At 64.9% G+C, this 23,974-nt stretch carries 23 protein-coding genes and 1 pseudogene; 11 read left to right on the top strand and 13 right to left on the bottom strand.

The window, feature by feature from the left end:
* Positions 1–20: 20 nt before the first annotated feature.
* Positions 21–575, bottom strand: a complete 555-nt coding sequence (locus HWX08_RS25105; RefSeq protein ID WP_069261041.1) for an NADPH-dependent FMN reductase — start codon at positions 573–575, stop codon at positions 21–23.
* A 369-nt stretch (positions 576–944) separates the two neighbouring features.
* Here HWX08_RS25105 and HWX08_RS25100 point away from each other — a divergent pair, with 369 nt between their 5' ends.
* Positions 945–1,544: an RNA polymerase factor sigma-70 gene (locus HWX08_RS25100; RefSeq protein ID WP_069261042.1), complete on the top strand. Its 600-nt coding sequence runs from the start codon at positions 945–947 to the stop codon at positions 1,542–1,544.
* On the top strand, positions 1,522–1,743 hold the full coding sequence (locus tag HWX08_RS25095) for a zf-HC2 domain-containing protein (protein ID WP_069261043.1): 222 nt from the start codon (positions 1,522–1,524) through the stop codon (positions 1,741–1,743). The genes HWX08_RS25100 and HWX08_RS25095 overlap by 23 nt, the downstream gene beginning before the upstream one ends.
* A gap of 129 nt (positions 1,744–1,872) precedes the next feature.
* Here the strand turns inward: HWX08_RS25095 and arsC are convergent, their stop codons facing one another.
* The gene (arsC, locus tag HWX08_RS25090) at positions 1,873–2,229 is read right to left on the bottom strand and encodes an arsenate reductase (glutaredoxin) (RefSeq protein ID WP_174921028.1); all 357 of its coding nucleotides are present in this window, start codon (positions 2,227–2,229) and stop codon (positions 1,873–1,875) included.
* A gap of 1,176 nt (positions 2,230–3,405) precedes the next feature.
* On the opposite strand from arsC, the gene parA reads away from it, so the two are divergent.
* Positions 3,406–4,068, top strand: coding sequence for a ParA family partition ATPase (gene parA / locus HWX08_RS25085; RefSeq protein WP_011353621.1), 663 nt, complete (start codon positions 3,406–3,408; stop codon positions 4,066–4,068).
* A gap of 23 nt (positions 4,069–4,091) precedes the next feature.
* Positions 4,092–5,153, top strand: a complete 1,062-nt coding sequence (locus tag HWX08_RS25080) for a ParB/RepB/Spo0J family partition protein (RefSeq protein WP_069261044.1) — start codon at positions 4,092–4,094, stop codon at positions 5,151–5,153.
* Between the two features lie 90 nt (positions 5,154–5,243).
* Here the strand turns inward: HWX08_RS25080 and HWX08_RS25075 are convergent, their stop codons facing one another.
* On the bottom strand, positions 5,244–6,611 hold the full coding sequence (locus tag HWX08_RS25075) for a replication initiation protein (protein ID WP_069258827.1): 1,368 nt from the start codon (positions 6,609–6,611) through the stop codon (positions 5,244–5,246).
* A gap of 1,820 nt (positions 6,612–8,431) precedes the next feature.
* Here HWX08_RS25075 and HWX08_RS25070 point away from each other — a divergent pair.
* Complete coding sequence (locus HWX08_RS25070; RefSeq protein ID WP_174920045.1) at positions 8,432–9,613, top strand: DNA-binding protein; 1,182 nt, start codon at positions 8,432–8,434, stop codon at positions 9,611–9,613.
* A 136-nt stretch (positions 9,614–9,749) separates the two neighbouring features.
* Here the strand turns inward: HWX08_RS25070 and HWX08_RS25065 are convergent, their stop codons facing one another.
* The 3 genes from HWX08_RS25065 to HWX08_RS25055 all read right to left on the bottom strand — a co-directional run bounded on the left by HWX08_RS25065 (position 9,750) and on the right by HWX08_RS25055 (position 12,010).
* On the bottom strand, positions 9,750–10,769 hold the full coding sequence (locus HWX08_RS25065; protein WP_174920047.1) for a tyrosine-type recombinase/integrase: 1,020 nt from the start codon (positions 10,767–10,769) through the stop codon (positions 9,750–9,752).
* 103 nt (positions 10,770–10,872) lie between these two features.
* Positions 10,873–11,250, bottom strand: a complete 378-nt coding sequence (locus tag HWX08_RS25060) for a DUF2471 family protein (RefSeq protein ID WP_069258830.1) — start codon at positions 11,248–11,250, stop codon at positions 10,873–10,875.
* A gap of 148 nt (positions 11,251–11,398) precedes the next feature.
* Entirely contained in the window at positions 11,399–12,010 is a 612-nt protein-coding gene (locus tag HWX08_RS25055) for a helix-turn-helix domain-containing protein (protein WP_174920049.1), read from the bottom strand.
* 161 nt (positions 12,011–12,171) lie between these two features.
* Here HWX08_RS25055 and HWX08_RS25050 point away from each other — a divergent pair, with 161 nt between their 5' ends.
* Positions 12,172–13,371, top strand: a complete 1,200-nt coding sequence (locus HWX08_RS25050; RefSeq protein ID WP_069258832.1) for a glycine C-acetyltransferase — start codon at positions 12,172–12,174, stop codon at positions 13,369–13,371.
* Between the two features lie 13 nt (positions 13,372–13,384).
* Positions 13,385–14,413, top strand: coding sequence for an L-threonine 3-dehydrogenase (tdh, locus tag HWX08_RS25045; protein ID WP_174920051.1), 1,029 nt, complete (start codon positions 13,385–13,387; stop codon positions 14,411–14,413).
* Positions 14,414–14,828: 415 nt separating this feature from the next.
* Here tdh and HWX08_RS25040 read toward each other — a convergent pair whose 3' ends face one another.
* Positions 14,829–15,245, bottom strand: a complete 417-nt coding sequence (locus tag HWX08_RS25040) for a hypothetical protein (RefSeq protein ID WP_174920053.1) — start codon at positions 15,243–15,245, stop codon at positions 14,829–14,831.
* Positions 15,242–15,880 (bottom strand): GNAT family N-acetyltransferase, encoded by a 639-nt coding sequence (locus HWX08_RS25035; RefSeq protein ID WP_174920055.1) that lies wholly within the window; start codon positions 15,878–15,880, stop codon positions 15,242–15,244. The genes HWX08_RS25040 and HWX08_RS25035 overlap by 4 nt, the downstream gene beginning before the upstream one ends.
* 182 nt (positions 15,881–16,062) lie before the next feature.
* Here HWX08_RS25035 and HWX08_RS25030 point away from each other — a divergent pair, with 182 nt between their 5' ends.
* Entirely contained in the window at positions 16,063–16,668 is a 606-nt protein-coding gene (locus tag HWX08_RS25030) for a TetR/AcrR family transcriptional regulator (RefSeq protein ID WP_107309817.1), read from the top strand.
* 63 nt (positions 16,669–16,731) lie between these two features.
* A complete protein-coding gene (locus HWX08_RS25025) occupies positions 16,732–17,211 on the top strand; it encodes a nuclear transport factor 2 family protein (RefSeq protein WP_069258836.1) in 480 nt (159 codons plus the stop codon).
* 500 nt (positions 17,212–17,711) lie between these two features.
* Here the strand turns inward: HWX08_RS25025 and HWX08_RS25020 are convergent, their stop codons facing one another.
* Positions 17,712–18,800, bottom strand: a complete 1,089-nt coding sequence (locus tag HWX08_RS25020) for a tartrate dehydrogenase (protein WP_174920057.1) — start codon at positions 18,798–18,800, stop codon at positions 17,712–17,714.
* A 127-nt stretch (positions 18,801–18,927) separates the two neighbouring features.
* Between HWX08_RS25020 and HWX08_RS25015 the strand changes: the two genes are divergently transcribed.
* A complete protein-coding gene (locus HWX08_RS25015; protein ID WP_174920060.1) occupies positions 18,928–19,851 on the top strand; it encodes a LysR substrate-binding domain-containing protein in 924 nt (307 codons plus the stop codon).
* A gap of 115 nt (positions 19,852–19,966) precedes the next feature.
* On the opposite strand, the gene argC is transcribed toward HWX08_RS25015, so the two are convergent.
* Positions 19,967–20,905: an N-acetyl-gamma-glutamyl-phosphate reductase gene (gene argC, locus HWX08_RS25010; RefSeq protein WP_174920062.1), complete on the bottom strand. Its 939-nt coding sequence runs from the start codon at positions 20,903–20,905 to the stop codon at positions 19,967–19,969.
* Between the two features lie 118 nt (positions 20,906–21,023).
* Here argC and HWX08_RS25005 point away from each other — a divergent pair, with 118 nt between their 5' ends.
* Positions 21,024–21,908: a LysR family transcriptional regulator gene (locus tag HWX08_RS25005; RefSeq protein ID WP_174920317.1), complete on the top strand. Its 885-nt coding sequence runs from the start codon at positions 21,024–21,026 to the stop codon at positions 21,906–21,908.
* Positions 21,909–21,984: 76 nt separating this feature from the next.
* On the opposite strand, the gene HWX08_RS25000 is transcribed toward HWX08_RS25005, so the two are convergent.
* The 3 genes and pseudogenes from HWX08_RS25000 to HWX08_RS24990 all read right to left on the bottom strand — a co-directional run.
* Positions 21,985–22,449 (bottom strand): hypothetical protein, encoded by a 465-nt coding sequence (locus HWX08_RS25000; protein WP_107309822.1) that lies wholly within the window; start codon positions 22,447–22,449, stop codon positions 21,985–21,987.
* 60 nt (positions 22,450–22,509) lie between these two features.
* A complete protein-coding gene (locus HWX08_RS24995; protein ID WP_069258842.1) occupies positions 22,510–23,727 on the bottom strand; it encodes a patatin-like phospholipase family protein in 1,218 nt (405 codons plus the stop codon).
* Positions 23,728–23,848: 121 nt separating this feature from the next.
* Positions 23,849–23,974 (bottom strand): annotated as a pseudogene (locus HWX08_RS24990) (3-hydroxybutyrate dehydrogenase); the annotation flags it as partial.

Raw genomic sequence — 23,974 nt, 5'->3', positions numbered from 1 at the left:
GGTCTGAGCCGGTGTGACGCTCAGGCCGACTTCAGCAGGCGCACCCAGCCCGTATAGCGATCGACGAAGCCCTGCAGGAACTTGCGGGTGTCTTCGCTGACGATCTGGCCCTGGTCGTCGATGCGCGCCGGATCGTGCTTGATGAACATCTCCGGCTGCCCGAGCGTCTTCACGTCGAGGTACGCGAGCACGTTGCGCAGATGCTGCTGTGCGAGCGCGGTGCCCGTCGCGCCCGGCGACGTGCCGAGCACGGCGCCCGGCTTGCCCGACCACGAGTTGGAACCCCACGGGCGCGAGCCCCAGTCGAGCGCATTCTTCAGCACGCCCGGAATCGAACGGTTGTACTCGGGCGTGACGAACAGCAGCGCGTCGGCCGCTTCGATCGACTGCTTGAAGCGCTTCGCGACTTCCGGGAAATCGGCGTCGTAGTCCTGGCTGTACAGCGGCAGTTCGCCGATCTCGACGAACTCGAACGAGAAATCGGCGGGCGCGAGCGAGATCACGGCGTGTGCGAGCGCGCGGTTCGTCGACGCGCGACGCAGGCTGCCGACGACGACAGCGATGCGATAGGACATGGCATTCTCCTTCCGGTGGGTGAGGAATCGGATCGATTGCTTCCGAACGAGAGACAAAGGTCTGTTTATAGGCAAGCCAGCCCGCGAACCGCCCCACGGGGCCGTCCGGCCGACTTTCCACAAGGTTTTCCACAGAAATTGTGGATAAGTCGGCCGTTATGTTCTGACGTTACACATTGCCCGCCGCGTGTCGGCGACGACGCGCGGCACAGGGTTCGGCAAGCATAGCGCAGCCCGGCAGCCGGTTTTGTGAATACGTGACGGAACATTGAATTGCACAGGGAGCGCTGTGCCCAGTAAGCTGCTCGCACCGCGACGCGCGCGCCCTGTGGCGCCTGCACGGTCGCTTCGAAACACTGCGAACCACACATGCCGTCCGCCTACGACGATCCCGTTTATCTCGCGCAACTGCGGCGCGACCTGCTGCGCTTCGCGCGCCTCCAGCTCCGCGATGCCGACGCGGCCGAAGACGCCGTGCAGGAAGCGCTCGCCGCCGCCTGGTCGCACGCCGGCGATTTCGCGGGGCGCTCCGCGCACAAGACCTGGGTGTTCGGCATCCTGCGCAACAAGCTGATCGACGTGCTGCGCGCGCGGCAGCGGACCGTGAGCCTGTCCGCGCTCGATGCCGAGCTCGACGGCGAATCGGCGCTCGATCGCGAACTGTTCAAGGAAAACGGGCACTGGGCCGCGCATGCGAAGCCGCGGCCATGGCCGCGCCCCGAAACGCTGTTGCAGCAGCAGCAGTTCTGGACGCTGTTCCAGGCCTGCCTCGATCATCTGCCTGAGCAGATCGGACGCGTGTTCATGATGCGCGAATTCCTCGACGTCGAAATGACGGACATCTGCAGCGAATTGACGCTGACGACGAATCATTGCAGCGTGCTGCTGTATCGGGCGCGCACGCGCCTGCGAACCTGCCTGAGCGAACAAGGACTGACGACAGAAGATGCTGCCGGGGAAATGTACTGACGTGACGCGACTGCTGTCGGATGCGCTCGACCGGCATCTGACCCTGCATGAGCGAGTGCAGGTGCGCATACACCTGCCGACCTGCAGCGGCTGCAGGACCTATCGGGAGCAGATCGCGCTGCTGCGGACGGCCGCGGATGCGGCGGCGGGGCGGGGGCCGTTTCGTGCTGACGACGGTGAGTCGTCCGGGGAGGCCTAGGGCCTGGGCGGGCGCGCTGCGGCGATTGTCCGGGCGGTGGTGGGATGCTGCCTGGGCGATCGTGCCGTGTTCGATCGCCGGGACTTGCGCCCGGCACTGACACAATCAGAAAAATAAGGCGGACAAGAATTATTCGAACAACGCCTGAACCGATTCGGGCGGCCGGCCGATCGCTGCCTTGCCGCGATAAACGACGATGGGCCGCTGCAGCAGAATCGGGTGAGCGGCGATGGCCGCATAGGCTTCTGCGTCGCTCAGATCGGCGCGAGCCAGATCCAGTGTCTTGTACGGCTCCTCACCGTCGCGCAGCATGTCGCGCACCGGACGGCCAAGTTGACGATGCAGCACTTCCAGTTCCGCGGCCGTCGGCGGCGTCTTCAGGTACTCGATGACGTTCAACGGTGTGCCGGTGGTATTCAGCGATTCGACCAACGCGAGCGTCTCGCGCGACTTCGAGCATCGGGGGTTGTGGTAGATCGTGATCATCATTCAGTTCTGAAGAGCGGAGCCTCGTATTGTAGCCAGTCTGTGTTGGGGGCTGGATGGGCGCTTGGGTGCGGGATCGTGGTGAGTTCGTTCGTGCTTTGTTGGCGCAGGTGGGCGAGACCATGCGATGGGGCCGAAGGGGGAGTGCTTTACGCGAGGTGCGTTAATGAATTGGTAGGTTTATGCGCATAAAGGCGAGCGGTGCGCTATCGCTGGATGATACGTAAAGGCCCCCGCAGGCTTGACCAATGCTTGGTGCTTTCGACCGGAAAGGGAGCGGGCGGTTGTGTCGCCGGTTGGTTTATGCGCATAAAGCTTGCGATCCCCGGGCGAGGAAACTCGTGATTCGGGGCGGCGTCGGTGCGTCGGTGCGTCGGTGCGTCGGTGCGTCGGTGCGTCGGTGCGTCGGTGCGTCGGTGCGTCGGTGCGTCGGTGCGTCGGTGCGTCGGTGCGTCGGTGGGTCGGTGCGTCGGTGCGTCGGTGCGTCGGTGCGTCGGTGCGTCGGTGCGTCGGTGCGTCGGTGCGTCGGTATGCAGCATCGCAGATGGATCACCGCGCGCTGAGTCTCGGCGCGGTCGCGATGCGAACCTTCGCCGCTAGACCTATCGTCCGCGAGCGCTGAATACGATCCGGCGGCGGCGATCCGCAGGTGCCTGCCGTATCGATCTTCGGGGCAAGCGCGATGTGGATCGCCGTTCATCGCCTGCCGTCTACCGCGCTCGGTTTATGCGCATAAACGGATGCGCTCCGACAACGGGCAGTGTCGACATCCGCAGGTTCGGTAGCACGCGTACGCTGCGTCTTCGGCTCATGTGTCCCGTCGGCATTCAGTCGCACGACGATCGCCCACCTCGGGAGCAGCGGAGTTTATGCGCACAAACTCCCCCGGCTCTCCTGCTGCAAGACCGCTCCAACGAACGCAAGGGCAGTGCTCGGCGAGCCTGCGACAACCCGCGAATCAAACCGCCGAAGCCGTACACAACGACTCAACCCACGAGGCACTCATCGCGTTTCACGCCTCCGCCACACCATCTCCTCGCGCCACCCAACATCATCGACTCGTTTATGCGCATAAACCGATAGCCCGAATGGCCAACGCGTAGTTGTTCAACGACAATTTCATTGAAATCCAATTATCGTCCTGTAGAATTCCAACGACCAAAACAGGAGTGAAAATTGGCCGCGGAAATCATTGCAGTCACTCAACAAAAAGGTGGCGTCGGCAAAAGCACGATTGCCATGCACCTCGGTGCCGCGTTCCATGAAAAAGGGAAGCGCGTCCTCGTCATCGACGCAGACCGTCAAAACACACTGGTCCACTGGTCGAGCGCATCCGGCGACAGCGACACCGGCATCCCGTTTCCGGTGGTCAACCTGGCCGAAGCCGATGGCCAGATCCATCGCGAGATCAAGAAGTTCATCAACGACTACGACATCATCGTCGTGGACTGCCCGCCGTCGATCACCGAGAAGGTCTCCGGCGTCGTGCTGCTGGCCGCATCGATCGCCGTGATTCCGACGTCGTCGTCGCCGGCCGATTACTGGTCGAGCGTGGGTCTGGTCAAACTGATCCAGCAAGCGCAGGTGATGAACGAAGACCTCCGCGCCGTCTTCCTGCTGAACAAGACCGAAGAAAAGCGCATGCTGACCCGCGAGCTCAAGCGCGCGCTCGAAGAACTCGGCTTCCCGTTGCTGAAAACGCAGATCCCGACCCGGGAGGCGTACAAGCAGGCGATGGCGCTCGGTCAGACCGTGCTGCAGATGAACGATCGTGGCGGCAAGCTGGCCGCCGCTGAAATTCGCGCATGCGCCGACGAAATCGTCGCCATGCTGCCCTGACTTTATGCGCACAAAGGAGTCACATGAAACCCTCCCAATTTGCTAAAGGATTCCAAGCGCGCCCGGATATCACGACGAGCGAAAAGCGCACGGCGCTCGATCGACTCAATGCGATCGACGGTATCGTCAAGTCCGAGACGCCCACCGCGGCGCCGACCAAATCCGCGAAAAAAGACATCGCACCGCCGCCCGCTCCGGAATTCACGATCGATCCGTCGATCGATGAATCGGCGCAATATCGCGCGTGGCGCCTCGAGAACCGTTATGCGCCGGGGCAGGTGATCGAGCTGCCGCTGAAGGCGATCAAGCATAGCCCGTTCAACCCGCGGCACTTCTATCTGAAATCGTCGATTGCCGAGCTCGCGGTCAACCTCGCGAAGCAAGGACAGCAGCAGGCAATCCACGTGATTCCGGACTACGACAACCCGGGCACGTATTTCGTCAGCGACGGCGGGCGTCGCGTGCGAGCACTGAAGGAAGCGAACAAGGAGTCGGTCAAGGCGATCGTGATCGACGTGCCGATCGGCATCCAGAGCTACAAGCTCGGCTACGACCTCAATGTCCAGCGCGATTCGCAGACGGTGTTCGACAACGCCGTCGTGTGGCGCCGCTTCCTCGACGACAAGCATTTCCAGAGCCAGAAGGAACTCTCCGAACACCTCGGCCTCGACGAGTCGACGGTGGCCGTCGCGCTGTCGATCGGCAAGCTGCCGGAAGCGATCATGCAGGAAATGGTCGCGCGCCCCGATCGCTTCGGCTCGAACATGGCGTATCAGGTCGGTCGTTATCACAACGCGCGCGGCACCGAGGCCACGCTGCGGCTGATCAACAAGATCGTGTCGGACGACCTCAGCACGCGCCAGGTGTCGGACATCGTCAAGGGACGCGTCGCGGCGCAGGAAACGCCGAAGGCCGCCGGCCGTCAGCGCTATGCGCAGCGTCTCGAGATCAAGCTCGGCGGCAAGTCGGTCGGCGACCTGAAGTCGTATGGTGAAGATCGCATCGAATTGCGCCTGCGCGGTCTGCCGAAGGACAAGCGCGACGCGATCCTCGAGCAACTCGAGCGGATGCTGCTGTCGGAGTGATGGAAACGGCCGGCCGGCCCTGATGAAGACGCCGGCTCGCCCAATCGAGGGCGGGGCCGGCGGCGGCCCGTCAAAAGGCCTGAGCGGGCGTCAGGCGGCCCGCGACTGGTTCAGCGTGAACGACAGCAGGTCGCCGTCCGTCGGCTCGCCCCAGGTCTTCTGGGCCAGCCAGTCGAAAAAGGCCGTCTCGGCCAGCTTGGAATCGAGGCCGCGCTTGCGCCAGTCGTCGCGCAGGTGCGAGCCCATCGTCGGCAGCGCCTCCGATTCGAACGACTCGCGCGCCACTTCGCGCTCGGCGTCGCCCTGCTCTTCGTACAGCACCTTCGCTTCCTTGCGGCGGAACGCCGCGAACTCGCTCAGCAGGCGCGCCTTCAGATCGTCCGGCTGGGCCGCCGCCATCTTCGCGGCCGGCGTGCCGGCCGGCAGTGCATCGACCGACTCGACCGGCGGCGCATACCCCTTCTTCAGCGCATCCTTGAACAACGCGGGCGCGCTGCGCACCGGCGGCAGCGTCGTGCTGCGCATCCGCTGCTCGGTCATCTGCAGCGCGGCGCGAATGCGATTCTCCTCGCTGTCCGCATAGAGCGTCTGCGCTTCCTTCAGCGGGATCCCGAGCTTCACCATCCGGTCGACCAGCGTGCTGTCGAACACGTTCGGGTGTTCGTCGAGCGCGAGCATCGGCTGCTTGCGCTCGGTCACGCGGAACTGGATTTCGGCGACCCGCCGCCCTTCGCGGTGCTCGATCAGCTCGACGAAGATGTTGGTGACCGCGTTGACTTCCGCGATCGCGGGACGCAGGTAGTCGCGCTTGAAATACTTGTACTCGCGCTTCGCCTCGTCGCCGGCTTCCGTATCGGGCGTGCCCGACAGGATCGGCCGCCACCATTCCCACGGCTCGCGCATCGTCAGGTGGCTCGGATTCGTCAGGTAGCGCACGCAGATTTCGTACAGCGCGAGACCGGCGCTGCTGCGCAGCTGGCTCTGGAACTGCAGGCTCAGACGTGCATACTGCACCGGGTCGAGCAGCTTCTTCTTGATCTTCGGCGCGAACGAGAATTCGACCCACACACGGCGGGTCGTCGGATCCTCGAGAATTTCGGCGTCGGCGATCAGCGTCGAGATCCCCCACTTGCGGCCCGGCTTCTGGCTCGATGTGCCCGTACTCCATTCGACCTGCACCGACACCATGCGGCGCAGGTGTTCCTTCACCAGCGCGGTGTCGTTCGAATCGAAAGCGGAGTTGGCGACGATGTCCGACAGCAGCGCACGATACGTATCGCCCGAGTCGTCGGCCTGCTGCGCCACGGCCAGCAGGACATTGAACAGCTTGCGAGTGAGGAGCGTGATCTTGCCGCTCTTCGGCTGAATGGCGATCGCCTCGACGGCCTTACGCAATTCGGCAGAACTGGCACTCACCACATCCACATCGGTTTTCTTGGCGCGCTTCGTCGTGGCCATACGTCGGGTCGGAGGAGAAGTTTCCCGGAAGGATAGCGCCTGCGGTGATGTGCGTCCAGAACGACATGCTCACCATAGCAGGTGAAGCGCTCGCGCAAAACGGCACTCACCCCAAGCGCTCCCGAAAACCCTCACCGGTCCGGATTTGCAGCGTTCCGGACTCGTCCAGACGTGCTGCGGGAGACGCCGATTCACAGAATTTCACCTGTGCGCGACACGTGCGAAATGTGCTCCCGTATCGGCTCACCTTTCAATTTGTCGCAATTTTACGACTGCGCACGCTGTGTTCGACACAGCGTTGCGATCCCGGTTGAACGCGCCTCGCGATCGGCTTGTGTCGGCCTGTATGCATGTACAGGCGTGACTTCCGGCGAGATTCGCAATGGGTCCGACATCCCGGAAGAAGCCTGTGAACCTTGCTGGCGGGAGCCGATCGGACCTCCTTTGCCGGCCCGGGCGCGCATTGTACAGCGCACGAACCGGGTCTGGTCCCGAAAATGCTCACCTTCAGCACAGCATGTCGATTCGTCGGGAGGTCGCGGAATGCCCGACACACACGGGGTCCGCTGCCGGAGTCTCCCGAAAACGCTCACCTTACCCAAAAATCGCTGTGCTCCCACAGGCACGGAAATCGCTCCCGAAAAATCTCACCGTAACTGCCGCGGTATCAAAAATCCCAATGTCTTCCGATACTTATGCGCACAAGGCATTTGGCGGTCCGCGGCGGACATCCCCCGAAAAGCCTCACCTTTCGACGGAAATCCTTCATACGACAACCCTGTGTCGGCCCCCGAAAAATCTCACCTGTGCCAAAAAGTGGCACAGCAAAAACGAGATTTCTCCCAGTCCTGGCGGGCTTTTCGGCGAATCCGGCGGCTCACAGCTCCCGAAAAGCCTCACCTATGACCAATTATTGGGCACAGTCCATCCCCGAAAAGGCTCACCTTTACTCCGAATCACAGCCTGTGATCCGGGCCCCGAAAAAGCTCACCTCAACGGGATCCGGGCAGGAAAACCCCGATTTCCCTCCCGTAAAACCTCACCTTTAGGGCATCACGGCCCCCCGAGCGCACTTTTGCTGTGCACAATGGCGTTCGTTTCCCGGAAAACCTCACACCAAATGACTGCGGAGTCCCGTGAAATCTCACCTTTCACAGAATCTGCCTAAAAGATGGGCAGAAACGGGGCACGAAGAGGGTCCCGCAAATTCTCACTTATGTCTGCACAGGCAGAAAACTGTGCAGTCAGGCACCGCGCGGGTTCTGTGGCTGTGAGGCCCCGAAAAACCTCACCTTTGGGAAAACTTGCATTTCACTGTGATCCCGAATCCGCTCACGACCTTTCCCGCAACGGCTCACGCAGTTCCCTGAACCCCATCACGTCAGCTCCCGCAGAAGATCACCTTGGCTCCCGTAAAACTTCACCTTGTCGGCCGGAAAGCCTTGCTGCATAAGGCTGTGCCGTGGCGTTAACGTTTTTAACTAAGGGTTCAAGGGTGTTTACTTCTAATACTCTCAAGCCATCCGCTGCAGAGTTTTCCACAGACACCCGAACCCCTGAACACCCGCAGCCGACCGGATGCCCCGTCATGTGAAACAAATGCCCAAATTCGGGGTCTGCTGGAAAATGCTTGCGCGACAAGGACTTGGCTCACTTTCTTCGCTTTGTTTCACGGAATCCTGCACCACAGTCGTCTGGATTCGCTCACAGCCCTGATTTCTGTGCAAAGCGACGTAAATTCACAACGTCGACCGGGAATCAGTATCGATAGCTACGTATTTCGTTATGATTGCCACATTTCAATGTCTGTGAGCACAGCGATGACCCTGGACGAAATCCGCCACGCCATTCGGGACGAACTGGAATCGCTGCGTGCAAGCGGCGCGCGACGGCAGGAATTGTCGCTGCACGCGTGCAAGCGGTTGTTCTTCGATCTGGGCATTCGGCCGTCGGCTGCCAACGTCCGCGATCTCACCCAGACCGGCAGCGCGAGCGACATCCCGAAAGACATCGACCATTTCTGGGAACGCATCCGTTCGGCTTCCCGAGTCAGGCTCGACGGCGCCGCCATCCCGAAAGCCGTCGAGGAAAAAGCCGGCGCGTTGCTCGGCGCACTCTATGAAGAAGCGTTGAAAGCCGCGCGGGACAGCCTCGACGGCGATCGCGAGCAGGTTCGCGCCAGCATCGCCGACGCCGAACAGCGGTTGCGTGATGCAACCGTGCGCCAGGAAACCCTCGAAGCCGCACTCGTGCGCGGCGAAGCGAAAAACGAGCAATTGCAGGCGCGCGTGACGGAACTCGAGGTCCAGCTCGCGTCGCAAACGACGCACGGTTCGGCAAGCGAAGCGACGTTGCTCACCACAATCGCTCGACTGGAGAACGAGCTGGCCGCGGCCGGCGTGCGCGTCGAAGCCGAACAGGCTCATAACGCCACGTTGCGCGACCGCATCGATGCCCTGCAAGCGGAACTGCAACAGCGCACCGAGCACTACGCGCAGCAGATCAAGGACGCGGTGGCCGAAGCCGAACGCCGCGTCAAGCCGATGCTGGTCGAGCTGGATTCGTTGCGCAGCATGGCAGCGACCTATCAGAGCGGCTTGCGCGACGTTCAGCGCAAGGAGTTCGATTTCCTGCAGCAATTGAGTTCGGCGAAGGCGCGCGCCGACCGGCTCGAAGATCAATTGCGCACCCAGGGCGACGAACTGGAACGTGCGACGCGCGAGGCGAACGCATTGCGCGCGAGCCGCGGCATGAATCCGGAAATCGCCGCGCTGATCCGTCGCCTGGCCGATGCCGGGCAACTGGATGCCGAAGCGTTTGCCGCGATCGGCACGTCGCTGGATCACGACATTCCGGTGCCGGCTCAATGTCCGCATTGCGACGGCGAGCCGGAGTTGTCACATGGAGAAGATGGTTTTGAAGTGACGTGCCCCGAGTGTGAGCACGCGTCGGGCGCATGGCCGTCGCGATTCGAAGCGGCCGCCCGTTTTGCGCACTCGTGATGCAAGGTTCGGCCGCACCGCACAGGTGAGACGATCCGGGACGCTTGAGGTGAGGTTTTTCGGGAGCTGTGAAACGGTGAGGCTGCGCCACACGAGGCTGCTCACGGATCGCTTCGCGTGAGCAGCCGTTCGGCGATCAGTGAGTTTCGTCGCTGTCGGACGCGTCACCGTTGCTGTCGGCCAGCCCGTCGCGCCAGTTTTTCCACGCACGATGCAGGCGATTCGACGAGACCGGCCGCACGAAGCCGAGCCATTTGCCGACGCGTTCGGGCGGCACGTCGTGTTCGAACAGTTCGGCCGCGTAGGTATTGCGCAGCGTTTGCGGGCTCGCGCGGGCGGTGCGCGACGACGTGAGCCCGGCGGATTCGACGATCGCGTCGATCGCGCGCAGCATCGTCGCCTTGTGCATCGGCCGCCCCGTGTGGGAGGCCGGGAACACGAGTTCACCGGGAATGTCCTGACGCTTGCGTTCGGTGAGCCAGGCTTCGAGCAGCGCGATCGCGAATGACGCGAGGTGGGTTTCGCGCGCGAAATCCGGATGCGTCGACGCGATCCGCAGCGCCGTGCCGCTCGTATTGATGCAACTAATCGTGAGTGCACGGGCTTCGCCGGTTTTGATGCCCGCGCCGAGAAACGCAGCGACGAGCGCGCGGTCGCGCCGCTCTTTCCAGTACGCGGAACCCGATACGCCGATCGGTGAAAACAGGTATGCGAGCAACGTCGCGCGCTCGGCCGGCGTGAGGAAACCGGTCGGTTCGTTGTCGCGCGCCTTGCGCCAGTTCGCTTCGCCATCCTGAGCAATGAACCGGGCCGGGTTGGTCGACGCGTATTCGGTGCGCCGGATGTGGTCGAGCACGCGCTCGATCAGCCGCAAATAGCGCATTCGCTGGGTTTTCCGGATCGGCAGTTCGCCGACGAAATTCGCGATGGTGGCGGTATCGACCGTTTCGAGGGTTTTCTGGTGCGCCCGCATCCACGTGAGAAACGCGCCCCACTGCGCGCGATAGACGTCGGCCGACGAGCGGCGATAGTCCTGCATCGCGAGCCACGCATCGAATGCGGCTTCGGGCGAGACGATCCAGTCGGATGCGCCGCGGTCGAACAGGTCCGTTTCTTCCGGGCGTGCCGGGGTGTCGGGAGAGGCGGGAAGGGACATGTGATTTATTCCGTTAGTTGCGTATATGGTAGCCCTTTCCGCAACGTCTCGGGCAGCAAGAAAATGAGCAAGGCCGCCACGCATGGCAGCCCGTGGCCGGCGATCAGTCGCCCCACGCCTTGGACGGACGGTGAACACGCTCGCGATGCGCGGCGTCGTGCGACGCCGACGCCGCTTCGTACGCGAGGACCGCGAACGAAAATACGGCGGGCAGCGCATTCGAGCGCCCGAAGTCGATCGGATCGTCCGTTTCGGGAAACGTCATGTCCGACGGCCGTTCGAACAGTTGACGCATGCCGGCCTCGTGCCGGCTGGCAAAGCCGAGATCGGCGAGCGCCTCGGCTTCGATTGCGTGCAGCAGGCGCCACGTCAGCGGGACGCGCTGGCGGATGTAGCGCCCGGCGATATGCCGAACGATCAGCTCGAGGTCGTGCGCGGCAGCCTTGAAGCTGAGCGCGGCCAAATCTTGTTCTTCTGTCATTGCAGGCTCCTGTCGACCGGGCGGCGCCTCGGTGCGCCGGCTCCGGCCCGTGCATGGCGGAATGTCCGTATACTGTACAAATATACAGTGATTTCCGCAACTGGCCTGCGACAGATCCCCCTGGCCGTTCGGCCAGCTATTCGTGCCGTCAGCGGTGTATCACGATAAGCAGTGCGCGCGCCTCGGCCTTGCCGGGATTGCGGATCGCGTGCGGCTCGTCGGCCGGGTAGCGCGCGGTGTCGCCCACCTTCAGGCGCCGGCTGGCCGCCGCGGCTTCGATCTCCATCGCGCCCTGCAGCACGGTGAGGTGCTCGCGCGTGCCGGGCTCGTGTGCGTTCGATATCAACGCGCCGCCGCCCGGCAACGTCAGCTCGTACCACTCGAACTTGCCGGCGAGGTCGATCGGGCCCCATACGCGCAACTGGTAGCGGCCGTCGTGGCCGGCGAGCGTCGGAATGTCGTGCGGGCCGTCCACGCGGATGGTTTCGGGCGCCTTCGGCTGCGAGAACAGCTCGTCGAGCGTGATGCCGAGCGCGTTCGTCAGGCGCCACGCCACGGCGATCGTCGGGTTGGCCTTGTCGCGTTCGATTTCGGAGAGCATCGATTTCGATACGCCGGCCGCGCGCGACAGGTCGTCGAGCGTCAGCTTGCGCTCGTTGCGCAGCCGCTGGATCTGCTCGCCGACGCGCGGCGGCGTGGCGGCCGGCGGTTGCGGGGCGGCGCTGGCGGGCGTGCGCCGCGAACCGGGGGAACTTGCCATTTGGATTCCGTTCGCTTAGAGTTGTTCGGTATTTCGAATTTTAGTTCGGAATATCGGATAAATGCGGTCAACCGAACGACCGACTATAACAGTAGCAGGCCGTTGCGCCGCCGCCACGAGTGGCGCGTTGCGGAATGCGAAACCCTGTCAGGAGCTTTGCGATGCGTGATGCCTTTCTCGCCCAGGTGCGCGGGACGCTGGACCAGATCCGCGCGGACGGTTTTTACAAGACCGAGCGCGAGATCGCGAGTCCCCAGGCGGCGGACGTGAGGCTCGCCGGCGGTGCCGGCGTGCTCAATTTCTGCGCGAACAACTATCTGGGTCTGGCGAACGACGCGCGCCTGATCGACGCGGCGAAGGCCGGGCTCGACCAGGACGGCTTCGGCATGGCATCGGTCCGCTTCATCTGCGGCACGCAAACCGTGCACAAGCAACTGGAAAGCGCACTGGCCGCGTTCCTCGGCACCGAGGACAGCATCCTCTACTCGAGCTGCTTCGACGCGAACGGCGGGCTGTTCGAAACGCTGCTCGACGAGAACGACGCGGTGATCAGCGACGAGCTGAACCACGCAAGCATCATCGACGGCGTTCGTCTCTGCAAGGCGAAGCGCTTCCGCTACAAGAACAACGACCTGTCCGATCTCGAGGCGAAGCTCAAGGAAGCCGATGCGGCGGGCGCGCGCCACAAGCTGATCGCGACCGACGGCGTGTTCTCGATGGACGGCATCATCGCCGACCTCAAAGGCATCTGCGACCTCGCCGACCGCTACGGCGCGATCGTGATGGTCGACGATTCGCACGCGGTCGGCTTCATCGGCACGCACGGCCGCGGCACGCCCGAGCACTGCGGCGTCGAAGGGCGCGTCGATATCATCACGGGCACGCTCGGCAAGGCGCTGGGCGGCGCATCGGGCGGCTACGTCGCCGCGCGTCGCGAGGTGATCGAGCTGCTGCGCCAGCGCTCGCGCCCGTACCTGTTCTCGAACACGCTCACGCCGAGCATCGCCGCGGCATCGCTGAAGGTGCTCGAACTGCTCGGCAGCGACGAAGGCGCGAAACTGCGCGAGCGCGTGCGCGAAAACGGCGCGCGGTTCCGCAAGCAGATGACCGAAGCGGGCTTCACGCTCGTGCCGGGCGCGCATCCGATCATCCCGGTGATGCTCGGCGACGCTCAGCTCGCGACGAACATGGCCGACAAGCTGCTCGACGAAGGCGTCTACGTGATCGGATTCTCGTTCCCCGTCGTGCCGCGCGGGCGCGCGCGCATCCGTACGCAGATGAGCGCCGCGCATACGCCCGAGCAGATCGACCGGACGGTCGCCGCGTTCGTGCGCGTCGGCAAGTCGCTCGGCATCATCTGACGGAGGCGCGACCATGAAAGCACTGGCAAAGCTCGAACGCGGCCCCGGCCTCACGCTCACGCGCGTGAAGCGTCCCGAAGTCGGCCACAACGACGTGCTGATCAAGATCCGCCGCACCGCGATCTGCGGCACCGACATCCATATCTGGAAGTGGGACGACTGGGCGCAGAAGACGATTCCCGTGCCGATGCACGTCGGTCACGAGTATGTCGGCGAGATCGTCGAGATGGGACAGGAGGTGCGCGGCTTCGCGATCGGCGATCGCGTGTCCGGCGAAGGCCACATCACGTGCGGCTTCTGCCGCAACTGTCGCGCGGGGCGCCGGCATCTGTGCCGCAACACGGTCGGCGTCGGCGTGAACCGCGAAGGCGCGTTCGCCGAGTATCTGGCGATTCCGGCATTCAACGCGTTCAAGATTCCGCCGGAGATCTCCGACGATCTGGCGTCGATCTTCGATCCGTTCGGCAACGCGACGCACACGGCGCTGTCGTTCAACCTCGTCGGCGAAGACGTGCTGATCACCGGCGCGGGCCCGATCGGCATCATGGCCGTCGCGATCGCGAAGCACGTCGGCGCGCGCAACGTCGTGATCACCGACATCAACGACTACCGGCTGGAACTTGCGCGCAAGATGGGCGCGACGCGCGCGGTCAACGTCGCGCGCGAGTCGCTGCGCGACGTGATGTCCGAGCTGCACATGACCGAAGGCTTCGATGTCGGCCTCGAAATGTCAGGCGTGCCGAGCGCGTTCACGAGCATGCTCGAGGCGATGAACCACGGCGGCAAGGTCGCGCTGCTCGGCATTCCGCCCGCGCAGACGGCGATCGACTGGAACCAGGTGATCTTCAAGGGGCTCGAGATCAAGGGGATCTACGGCCGCGAGATGTTCGAGACCTGGTACAAGATGGTCGCGATGCTGCAGAGCGGCCTCGACCTGTCGCCGATCATCACGCACCGCTTTGCGGCCGACGATTACGAGAAAGGCTTCGCCGCGATGCTGTCCGGTGAAAGCGGCAAGGTGATTCTCGACTGGACGGCCTGAGTGCCGCAGGGGCAGCGTGGTGTGTTCACCGCCTGCCCCGCTTTCGTTTACGTCCGCGTATTCGAAGCCGAAACGCGCGAAGTCACGCTCAAGGTGAGATTATTCGGGAGCTGCGTTTGCGCGCCGAATCGCGATGCGATTGCACTTCGGTGACCCGCCATCGCTCGCTTACTTCACCTTTCGCCAGCTGCCGCGTTTCTTGCCATCACGCCGTTTCGCGCCTGTTCCCTCTCTTTCACACGCTTTCCTGCCGCGCTGGTCGCGCTTGCCGCGCGGTCGTTCACGATACACGCCACCCGATGTCGTGCCGACCCGCTTCATCAACCGTGAGCCAGCACGGGACGTTGCTACTCACTCGTGCGCGAAGCGATCAGCATCGATCGACCTCGATCGACTTCGATCGGTGCGCAGGCCATTACCTGATCCGGTCACCGTTCGACCCGCGCGGGTCGAGCTGAAGGCTCAACACGACGAGCCAGCGCTTCGGGCACTGCGGCGCGACTTCGACCGGTTCGCCGTGCGCGCCGGGACCGGTGACGAACCCGTGCTGCGCCGCGTACCGATACGCACGCAACGCATCCCCCTGAAGCCAGAAGCTGACGAGCGCGCATGTCACGAAGCGGAACAGCAGCACCGTCGCGGCCTCCGGCGCGAAACCGACCGCGACCAGCAGGCTGTCGAACGCGAACGCCAGCGCTTGCGCGACCGCGATCGCCACGATCGTCAGCTTGATCACGCCGCGCAGCCGCAGCGCCGCGCGCACGCTTGCCTGCCGGACGGCGAGCCGGGCGCGATCGTCGCTGCTGTCGTGCTTCGGCATATCGTGCTTCATGAAGCGGCACCCGCGTGCCGCGTGACGTCGATCTGCGTCGTATCGCCGGCAACGAAGCGACCGTTCGCAATGCTGACGGATTTGCACAGGATCGTGCTGTCGTAGTTGTGTCCCGGAAAGCGCATTACGTCGACCGGTTGAAAGCCTTCGCGGCGATAGAAATCGATGAGCCGCACCGCCGCGTACGGCGCGTCGAGTGCGAGGTGCGTCGCGCCGCGCGCGGCCGCTCGCCGTTGCGCGAAGGCGAGCAGCGCGCGGCCGATGCCGCGATCTTGCCAGACGGGATCGACGGCCAGTTGGCCGAGCGTCGCAACGTACCGGCTGCGGTACGGATCGCAACGGGAATCGGGATCGTGCGAATACATCGTCATCGTCGCGACCAGATGTGCGTTGCCGAGCGCGACGAAGCACTCGCCGGTGAGCACGCGTTCGCGCGTCGCCGCAGCCGGCTGATCGACGCACGGGCAGTTCAAGCCCAGCGCGCCGAGCGGTGCGAACGCGCGATGCAGCAGCGCGGTCAACGTGTCGTACGAATCGTTGCGCGGGTCGAAGCGCCGCACGACGATGCGGCCGTCGAGCCGCTTGGCATAAGCCGCATAGGCACGCGCGGGGCGCGCGGATTCCGGTCGCTGCATGATGTCCTTTCGCCCAGACAGGGTGACCGCAGTGTAGTGAGCGTCGCGGGCCCGCTTCAAGAAAAAATGTCGTAAACGCGGCGGCCCGCCTCATCCGGCCGGGCCGCGATTCAGCCCTCCCGTCGACAGGGCTTTTTCACGCGGGTGTTGACGATGGAGAACGATCGTTCTACCGTAAACCCATGAACACACCACACGACCCCTCCGGCGAACCGGGCGTTCGCGACCGGCTGCTCGATGCGGCTGAAGCGCTGATCTATTCGGGCGGCATCCATGCGACCGGCGTCGACGCGATCGTCAAGCGATCCGGCGCGGCACGAAAGAGCTTTTATTCGCATTTCGAATCGAAAGAGGCGCTGGTCGTGGCCGCGCTCGAGCGTCGCGACGCACGCTGGATGCGCTGGTTCGTCGATGCAACGCTCGCGCGCGGCAACGCGCCGCGCGCGCAGCTGCTCGCGATGTTCGACGTGCTGCGCGACTGGTTCGGGCAGCCCGATTTTCACGGTTGCGCGTTCCTGAATGCTGCGGGCGAGATTCCCGACGCGGACGATCCCGTGCGCGTCGTCGCACGTGTGCACAAGGCGCGCCTGCTGGCATTCGTGCGCGAGCGATTCGATGCGTATGCCGACGCAACGGGAATCGAGCGCCGCGGGCTTGCGCGCCTGGCGCGCCAATGGCTCGTGCTGATCGACGGCGCGATCGGCGTGGCGCTCGTGACCGGCGATGCGAACGCCGCGCGCGATGCGCGCGCGACGGCCGAACTGCTGCTCGACGCGGTATCGCGCTAGTCGAAGCAGCGAATCCGAACCGGCTGCGGGCGTCCGTGGCCATTACCTGAACAGGAGCAACCCATGTCCGCTTCCCCCGAAGTCCGCCCGCCCGTTCCCCCCTTCACGCTCGAGACGGCCCGCCAGAAGGTGCGTGCCGCCGAGGATGCATGGAACACGCGCGATCCGCAGCGCGTGTCGCTCGCCTATACGCCGCAAAGCCGGTGGCGCAATCGTGCGGAATTCGTGACCGGTCGTGATGAGATCGTCGGGCTGCTGCAGCGCAAGTGGGCGCGCGAGCTCGACTATCGGCTGATCAAGGAGCTGTGGGCATTCGGCGGCAATCGCATCGCGGTGCGCTTCGCATACGAATGGCACGACGACGCCGGCAACTGGTTCCGTTCGTACGGCAACGAGAACTGGGAGTTCGACGAGAACGGCCTGATGGCACATCGTCACGCGAGCATCAACGATCTGCCGATTCGCGAGCAGGATCGTCTTTATCGCTGGCCGCTCGGCCGTCGTCCGGACGATCATCCGGGGCTGTCCGACCTCGGGCTGTGAGGTGCGCATCGACTCGACGTATACCTCACCGGCGTTTAACGGTGAGGAAATTCGGGAGTCGGTGCACGCAAGGTGAGATTTTTCGGGACGCGGTGAAACGTCGCGTCGGACTGTGTGCTTCGAGCCGTTCGACGCAATTTCGCAGCGGGCAAAGCGACATGTCACGCACGCCGGGATCGCGCGACGCGACGCATGTGTCGGCATGAAGCGGTGTGCTTTACCGCGTGATGCGTCTCACCGGTCGAACCGCGCGGGCAGTACCAGCGACGATCGGTGTGTACGAACGCGGTGTGCAACTCACCGATCGGATCAATTCAATCGGCAAACAGCGCAAGCCGTGCGCATTGTGGCGTGACATCGCTCACCGCTCGACTTCACCCGACACGAATCGGAAGCCGCACGCGTGCGCACATCCTTTGCGTGTTGTTCACTTCTAGCTGCCCACCGCTTGCCGCTTCCCTCCGTCACCGCCCGGCGCGCACATGCGCATCGGGCAACCCTCATCGGCCCGCGATCCGCGCGGCGACCGCCTCACCCACTTCCTGCGTCCCCGCGTTGCCGCCGAGATCGCGCGTACGCGGCCCGTCGCGCAGCACGTCTTCGATCGCGGCGACGATCGCATCGTGCGCGTCGCGCTCGCGGCCCGTCCCGTTGCCGAGGAAGTCGAGCATCAGCGCGGCCGACCAGATCATCGCGACCGGATTCGCGATGAACTGCCCGGCGATATCGGGCGCGGAGCCGTGCACGGGTTCGAACAGCGACGGAAACCTGCGGTCGGGGTTCAGGTTCGCCGAAGGCGCGATGCCGATCGTGCCCGTACAGGCCGGCCCGAGGTCCGACAGGATGTCGCCGAACAGGTTCGACGCGACGACGACGTCGAAGCGGTCCGGCTGCAGCACGAAGCGCGCGCACAGGATGTCGATGTGCTGCTTGTCGACGGCGATGTCGGGATAGCGTTCGGCCATCTCGGCCGTGCGTGCGTCCCACCACGGCATGCTGATCGCGATGCCGTTGCTTTTCGTCGCGACGGTGAGGCGCTTCGCGCGCCGCTGCGCGAGGTCGAATGCGAATTTCAGCACGCGCTCGGTGCCGTGGCGCGTGAAGATCGACTGCTGCATCACGATTTCGCGGTCGGTGCCTTCGAACATCGTGCCGCCGACCGACGAATATTCGCCTTCGGTGTTCTCGCGCACGATCATGAAGTCGATGTCGCCCGCGCGGCGGCCGGCGAGCGGCGACGGCACGCCGTCGAACAGGCGCGCGGGCCGCAGGTTGATGTACTGGTCGAACTCGCGGCGGAATTTCAGCAGCGAGCCCCACAGCGAAACGTGATCGGGCACCGTCGCGGGCCAGCCGACCGCGCCGAACAGGATCGCGTCCATCCCCGACAACTGGGCCTTCCAGTCGTCCGGCATCATCTTGCCGTGCTGCGCGTAGTAGTCGCAGCTCGCCCAGTCGATCTGGACGAAGTCGAAGCGCACGCCGAAGCGCGCGGTCACGGCGTCGAGCGCGCGCAGGCCCTCGGGCATCACTTCACGGCCGATCCCGTCGCCGGGGATGACGGCGATCCGGTAAGTCCTGTCGTTCATGCGGGTGCTCCTCCTTTTTCGTGGGTCGGGCCGCTGCCGGCGTGGCGCGCAGCGGATCATGACGCCATTCTATTTATTTCCATTCGGATTAAAATCGTGCGAAAGGTTAATCGACTTTCCACGAATCGTGAACAAATCGCCAAATCTCGACGACCTGCGCGTGTTCAGCCTGGTCGTCCGCCTGACCAGCTTCAGCGCGGCCGCCGAGCAGCTCGCGGTGTCGCCCGCCTATGTCAGCAAGCGCATCGCGCTGCTCGAGGCGCAGCTCGGCACGCGCCTGCTGCATCGCTCGACGCGCCGCGTGACGGTCACGGAAGCCGGCGAACGCGTGTTCGCGCGCGCCGAGAAGATTCTCGACGACGTCGATCATCTCGTCGAGGACGTGTCGACCACGCGCACGGTGCCGCGCGGCACGCTGCGCATGTCGAGCAGCTTCGGCTTCGGCCGGCACATCATTGCGCCGGCGCTGCTGGACTTCACCGCGCGCTATCCGCAACTGAACGTGCGGCTCGATCTGTTCGACCGGCTCGTCGACGTCGCGGGCGAAGGCTACGACCTCGACGTGCGTATCGGCGACGAGATCGCCGATCACCTGATCGCGCGCCGCCTCGCCGCGAACTATCGCGTGCTCTGTGCATCGCCCGACTATCTCGCGCGGCGCGGCACGCCGCGCTCGCTCGCGGATCTCGCGTCGCACGACTGTCTTGCGATCAAGGAGCGCGATCATCCGTTTGGCGTATGGCGGCTGAACGTGCGCGGCGAAACGGCGACGGTGAAGGTCGGCGGCGCGCTGTCGACGAATCACGGCGAGGTGGCCGTGCAATGGGCGCTGGCCGGGCGCGGCATCGTGTTGCGCTCGATCTGGGAGGCCGGCCCGCTGATCGAACGCGGGGTACTGTGCCGCGTGCTGCCCGACGCGATCCAGCCCGCGAACATCTGGGCCGTGTATCCGGAACGCGTCGCCGCGTCGGCGAAAGTGCGCGTGTGCGTCGATTTTCTGATGGAGAAGCTGGCCGGCCTGACGGCCGCGGCGTGCGACGACATGGGCTGAAACCGGCTAAAGGTGAGCTTTTACGGGAGGATGGGCAGGCACGGCAGCGTCGCCTGCCGCGACGCGGATCGGCCTGCCCCGCCGGCTTTCGACCGTGCCTGCATGCGCACCCTGCTCACGCCGCGTGCGACGCGCCGAGCATCAGGTCGAGATTCTGCACGGCCGCACCGGATGCCCCTTTGCCGAGATTGTCGAACACGGCGGACAGCAGCACCTGGCCATGCTCGGCGTTGACGAACACGCCGAGCCGCAGGTCGTTGGTGCCGTTCAGCGCTTGCGGATCGAGATGCGTGATCGCACGGGTTTCCGCGAGCGGCGTCACGTCGACGTGGCGCGCATCGGCGTAATGATGCGCGAGACAGGCATGCAGCTGCTCGCCGGTCACGCCGGCGCCGAGCAGGCGCAACTCGATCGGGATGGTGAGTACGATGCCTTGCCGATAGGCACCGTAGGCGGGCACGAACAACGGGCGGTTCGCGAGGCCCGCATGCAGCTGGATTTCGGGCGCGTGCTTGTGCGCGAGGGCGAGGCCGTAGATCTGCAGCGGTTTCGCGTGCGACGCGTCGCCCGCTTCGAAGGCGTCGACGGCGGCCCGCCCGCCGCCCGAGTATCCGGACACCGCATGGATGCTCACCGGGTAGTCGCGCGGCAGCAGGCCGGCTCGTTGCAGGGGCCGCAACAGCGCGATCGCGCCGGTCGGGTAGCAGCCCGGATTGGTGACGCGCCGCGCGTGCGCGATCGTCTGCGCGTGCCCGTCCGCCATCTCGGGGAAGCCATAGACCCATTCCGGCTGCGTGCGGTGCGCCGAACTCGCGTCGATCACGCGTACCGCCGGATTCCGGATGAAGCCGACCGCTTCGCGCGCGGCCGCGTCGGGCAGGCACAGAATCGCGACGTCGGCTGCGTTGATCGCTTCGGCGCGCCGCACGGGGTCCTTGCGCTCGGCATCCGGCAGCGAGACGAGCCGCAGGTCGGTGCGCCCGTGCAGGCGCGCATGGATCTGCAATCCGGTCGTGCCTTGATCGCCGTCGATGTAGACCGTGGGCTGGCTCATGATGGTCGCGTTCCTTGCGTTCGTGGTCGGGAAAGCCGTATCGTCACCCGAGCGCCTAGAATAGAAAAAGTTGAATTTACTGACCGTCAGATTCAGTTTTCTTGAACGAGAGGTGGAAATGCGCGAGATCAGCCTGGACCGCCTGCGCACGCTGGTCGCCATCGCCGACCAAGGGTCCTTCGTCGCGGCCGCGCAAGCGCTTCATCTCGCGCCGCCGACCGTCAGTCTTCACATTGCCGAACTGGAAAGCCGCATCGGCGCACCATTGCTGTCCCGTACGCGTGGAAACGTGCGGCCGTCGCCCATCGGCGAAGTGCTGGTGGAGCGGGCGCGCCGCCTGCTGGCCGAGGTCGAATCCACGCTGGACGATGTGCAGCGCCAAGTGCAGGGGTTGACCGGGCGCGTCCGCCTCGGCGCGTCGACCGGCGCGATCGCGCACCTGTTGCCGCAGGCGGTGGCCCGGTTGCGCGCGCAGCATCCGGACATCGATGTGCAGATCGCGGTGCTCACGTCGCACGACACGCTGGCGCGCATTGCGCAGGGCACGCTCGATGTCGGACTGGTGGCGCTGCCGCAGGCGGCGGTCGCGGGGCTGTCGATTCGTGCGTGGCGGCGCGATCCGGTGATGGCGTTCCTGCCGGCGGACTGGCCGCTTCCGGCGCGCGTGACGCCCGGCTATCTGGCCGCGCGCCCGCTGATTCTCAACGATGCGACCACGCGGCTGTCGCGGCTCACGACGGAATGGTTCGCGCTCGGCGGCCATTTGCCCGAACCGCGGATCGAACTCAACTACAACGACGCGATCAAGAGCCTGGTCGCCGCGGGTTACGGCGCGACACTGCTGCCGCACGAGGCGGGCGCCCCGCTGCCCGATCCGCGCATCGTGATGCGGCCGCTGCGTCCGGCGTTGTGGCGTGAACTGGGTATCGCCCATCGGGCGGGGCCGGTCGAGCGGGCGACCGAGCACGTGCTGGATGCGTTGTGGGCGTTGAAGGCACGCTGACGCGTGGCATGCGGGATGGCCGGCGCGGCGGCGCGTGCGGTGCGCGCATGCGCATTCGCATCCGCCGAGTGCTGCTTCAGAGCCGGTTGTCCTTCGCGAGCGTCAGCACGCGTGCCCAGCGCTGCGCATCGCGCTTGTCCGTCATCGGCAGCTTCCATTCGCTACGCACCGCATCGCGCACGCGCACGACGAGATGCCAGCGGCCCCCGATCGGTGCAGCCTGGCAACCGTCGAGCTGCGACAGCGTGTAGCGGCCGTCCGCGCCGTCGTGCGACAGCCACAGCAGCCCCTGCGTCGCGGATACGCGCAGCTCGCCCCACGCGCGATGCACGACATGGGTCCAGCCGTCTTCCTTCGTATTCGGTGCGATGTCGCGGCGGCGCTTGAGCCACCACGCGACCAGCGCGATCAGGCTCGCGGCGGCGAGCACGGCGGCCGCGATCGCGACCGGCTGGCCGAACTGCGCGGCGATGACGTGAAACAGGTGAACCGCGCCCCATCCGAGGGCGATGAGCGCGAACAGGGCGATGAAAATCGGCATGTCGAATCTGAAATAAAGACGGGCCGGCGCGTGGCGCGCGCCGGCCCGTTGCACACGGCATTACCGGCGGCGGTGAATGTCGTGCGTGACGAAGCCCGCATCGTTGACGGGCAGCGCGAGGCCGTCCTTCACCGAGAGCGTCTTGCGGATGTCGTCGAGACCCGCGGACCAGTGGTCGCGCATCGTCGACAGACCGAACTGATAGTCCTTGTAGTGATGCTCGTACGCCTTCTGCTGATAGATCAGGTGCTGGATGTTGTACTTCTTCCCGCTCGACATCGCTTCGGCTTCGACGCACCACGGGTCGTTCTTGCGCTGCGCTTCCGGCACCTGTTCGAGCACGTGGCGCAGCACGTTGCGGTAGCGCTGTTCGCGCTGCAGCGTGTCGGTGACGAAACGCGTGCGGCTCGAATACTGCACGTCCTTCGTGCGTTCGGCGACGTCGGCCATCGTGCGTGGCAGCGGCCCGCGCGCGCTCCACAGGTCGACCTGGAACGCGAGCGTGTCGCGGCGCGGATGGGCGCGCAGCACTTCCATCAGCGGCGTGTTCGACACGACGCCGCCGTCCCAGTAATACTCGCCGTCGATTTCGACGGGCGGGAACGCGGGCGGCAGCGCGCCGGACGCCATGAAATGCTCGGGCGCGAGACGGATGCGCGAGTTGTCGAAGTACACGAAGTTGCCGGTGCCGACGTTGACCGCACCGACCGACACGCGCGTTTCGCCCGAATTGATCCGGTCGAAATCGCACAGTTTCAGCAGCGTGGCGCGCAGTTGCGACGTGTCGTACCAGCTGATCTTCTCCGGATGATCCGACACGCCCGGCAGCGGCGGCGGGAAGCGCGGCACGAAGAAGCCCTGCTGGCCCTGCATCATCGCGCTCGCGGCCTGCGATGCGGTGAAGAACGTGCGGACCTGGTCGATGCTGTTGAACAGCGCGGATTCGAACGCGGCCGGAACCGTCGGGAAGAACGCCGGCTTGCAGATCGTTTCCCAGAACTCGCGCAACCGCTCGACGCGATGCTCGGGCGCATTGCCGGCGATCAGCGCGGTGTTGAGCGCGCCGATCGAGATGCCCGCGATCCAGTCGAGCGGAATGCCTGCTTCGTGCAGCCCTTCGAACACGCCGGCCTGGTATGCGCCCAGCGCGCCGCCGCCTTGCAGCACGAGCGCGATCGTCTCGTAAGGCGGCGTGCGCGCGGCGGCGGGTGCGCCGGCCTCGTGATGCAGGTCCGCCGCGTCGACGGCCTGCTTTTCTGTTCGGGCGTGCGGTTTCATCAGTTGCTCCGAGAAAACCCGCCATGGATGGCGGGAAGAAGGAGTGGCGCCGAGCGGCGGCACTCCGTCGTGAGAATGGGCGGTGATGCGGAAATCGCCTCCCTGACGGGAGGCGGGGGCGTTACTGCATGAACCAGCCGTGGCTGACGATGAACGACTGGCCCGTGAGCGCCGCGCTCGGGAACGCCGACAGGAACAGCACCGTCTGCGCGACGTCCTGCACCGTCGTGAACACGCCGTCCACCGT

This window comes from Burkholderia metallica, assembly GCF_902832845.1.
Taxonomy (GTDB): domain Bacteria; phylum Pseudomonadota; class Gammaproteobacteria; order Burkholderiales; family Burkholderiaceae; genus Burkholderia; species Burkholderia metallica.
This window is presented reverse-complemented; position numbering and strand designations above follow the sequence as displayed.

Coding starts and splice junctions, on each gene's coding strand:
- HWX08_RS25025 (WP_069258836.1), top strand. CDS start 16,732: ATGTCCGCTTCCCCCGAAGTCCGCCCGCCCGTTCCCCCCTTCACGCTC.
- HWX08_RS25105 (WP_069261041.1), bottom strand. CDS start 575: ATGTCCTATCGCATCGCTGTCGTCGTCGGCAGCCTGCGTCGCGCGTCG.
- HWX08_RS24995 (WP_069258842.1), bottom strand. CDS start 23,727: ATGAAACCGCACGCCCGAACAGAAAAGCAGGCCGTCGACGCGGCGGAC.
- HWX08_RS25040 (WP_174920053.1), bottom strand. CDS start 15,245: ATGAAGCACGATATGCCGAAGCACGACAGCAGCGACGATCGCGCCCGG.
- HWX08_RS25050 (WP_069258832.1), top strand. CDS start 12,172: ATGCGTGATGCCTTTCTCGCCCAGGTGCGCGGGACGCTGGACCAGATC.
- HWX08_RS25075 (WP_069258827.1), bottom strand. CDS start 6,611: ATGGCCACGACGAAGCGCGCCAAGAAAACCGATGTGGATGTGGTGAGT.
- HWX08_RS25000 (WP_107309822.1), bottom strand. CDS start 22,449: ATGCCGATTTTCATCGCCCTGTTCGCGCTCATCGCCCTCGGATGGGGC.
- HWX08_RS25030 (WP_107309817.1), top strand. CDS start 16,063: ATGAACACACCACACGACCCCTCCGGCGAACCGGGCGTTCGCGACCGG.
- tdh (WP_174920051.1), top strand. CDS start 13,385: ATGAAAGCACTGGCAAAGCTCGAACGCGGCCCCGGCCTCACGCTCACG.
- HWX08_RS25005 (WP_174920317.1), top strand. CDS start 21,024: ATGCGCGAGATCAGCCTGGACCGCCTGCGCACGCTGGTCGCCATCGCC.
- HWX08_RS25060 (WP_069258830.1), bottom strand. CDS start 11,250: ATGACAGAAGAACAAGATTTGGCCGCGCTCAGCTTCAAGGCTGCCGCG.
- HWX08_RS25035 (WP_174920055.1), bottom strand. CDS start 15,880: ATGCAGCGACCGGAATCCGCGCGCCCCGCGCGTGCCTATGCGGCTTAT.
- arsC (WP_174921028.1), bottom strand. CDS start 2,229: ATGATCACGATCTACCACAACCCCCGATGCTCGAAGTCGCGCGAGACG.
- HWX08_RS25095 (WP_069261043.1), top strand. CDS start 1,522: ATGCTGCCGGGGAAATGTACTGACGTGACGCGACTGCTGTCGGATGCG.
- HWX08_RS25065 (WP_174920047.1), bottom strand. CDS start 10,769: ATGTCCCTTCCCGCCTCTCCCGACACCCCGGCACGCCCGGAAGAAACG.
- argC (WP_174920062.1), bottom strand. CDS start 20,905: ATGAGCCAGCCCACGGTCTACATCGACGGCGATCAAGGCACGACCGGA.
- HWX08_RS25100 (WP_069261042.1), top strand. CDS start 945: ATGCCGTCCGCCTACGACGATCCCGTTTATCTCGCGCAACTGCGGCGC.
- HWX08_RS25080 (WP_069261044.1), top strand. CDS start 4,092: ATGAAACCCTCCCAATTTGCTAAAGGATTCCAAGCGCGCCCGGATATC.
- HWX08_RS25070 (WP_174920045.1), top strand. CDS start 8,432: ATGACCCTGGACGAAATCCGCCACGCCATTCGGGACGAACTGGAATCG.
- HWX08_RS25055 (WP_174920049.1), bottom strand. CDS start 12,010: ATGGCAAGTTCCCCCGGTTCGCGGCGCACGCCCGCCAGCGCCGCCCCG.
- HWX08_RS25020 (WP_174920057.1), bottom strand. CDS start 18,800: ATGAACGACAGGACTTACCGGATCGCCGTCATCCCCGGCGACGGGATC.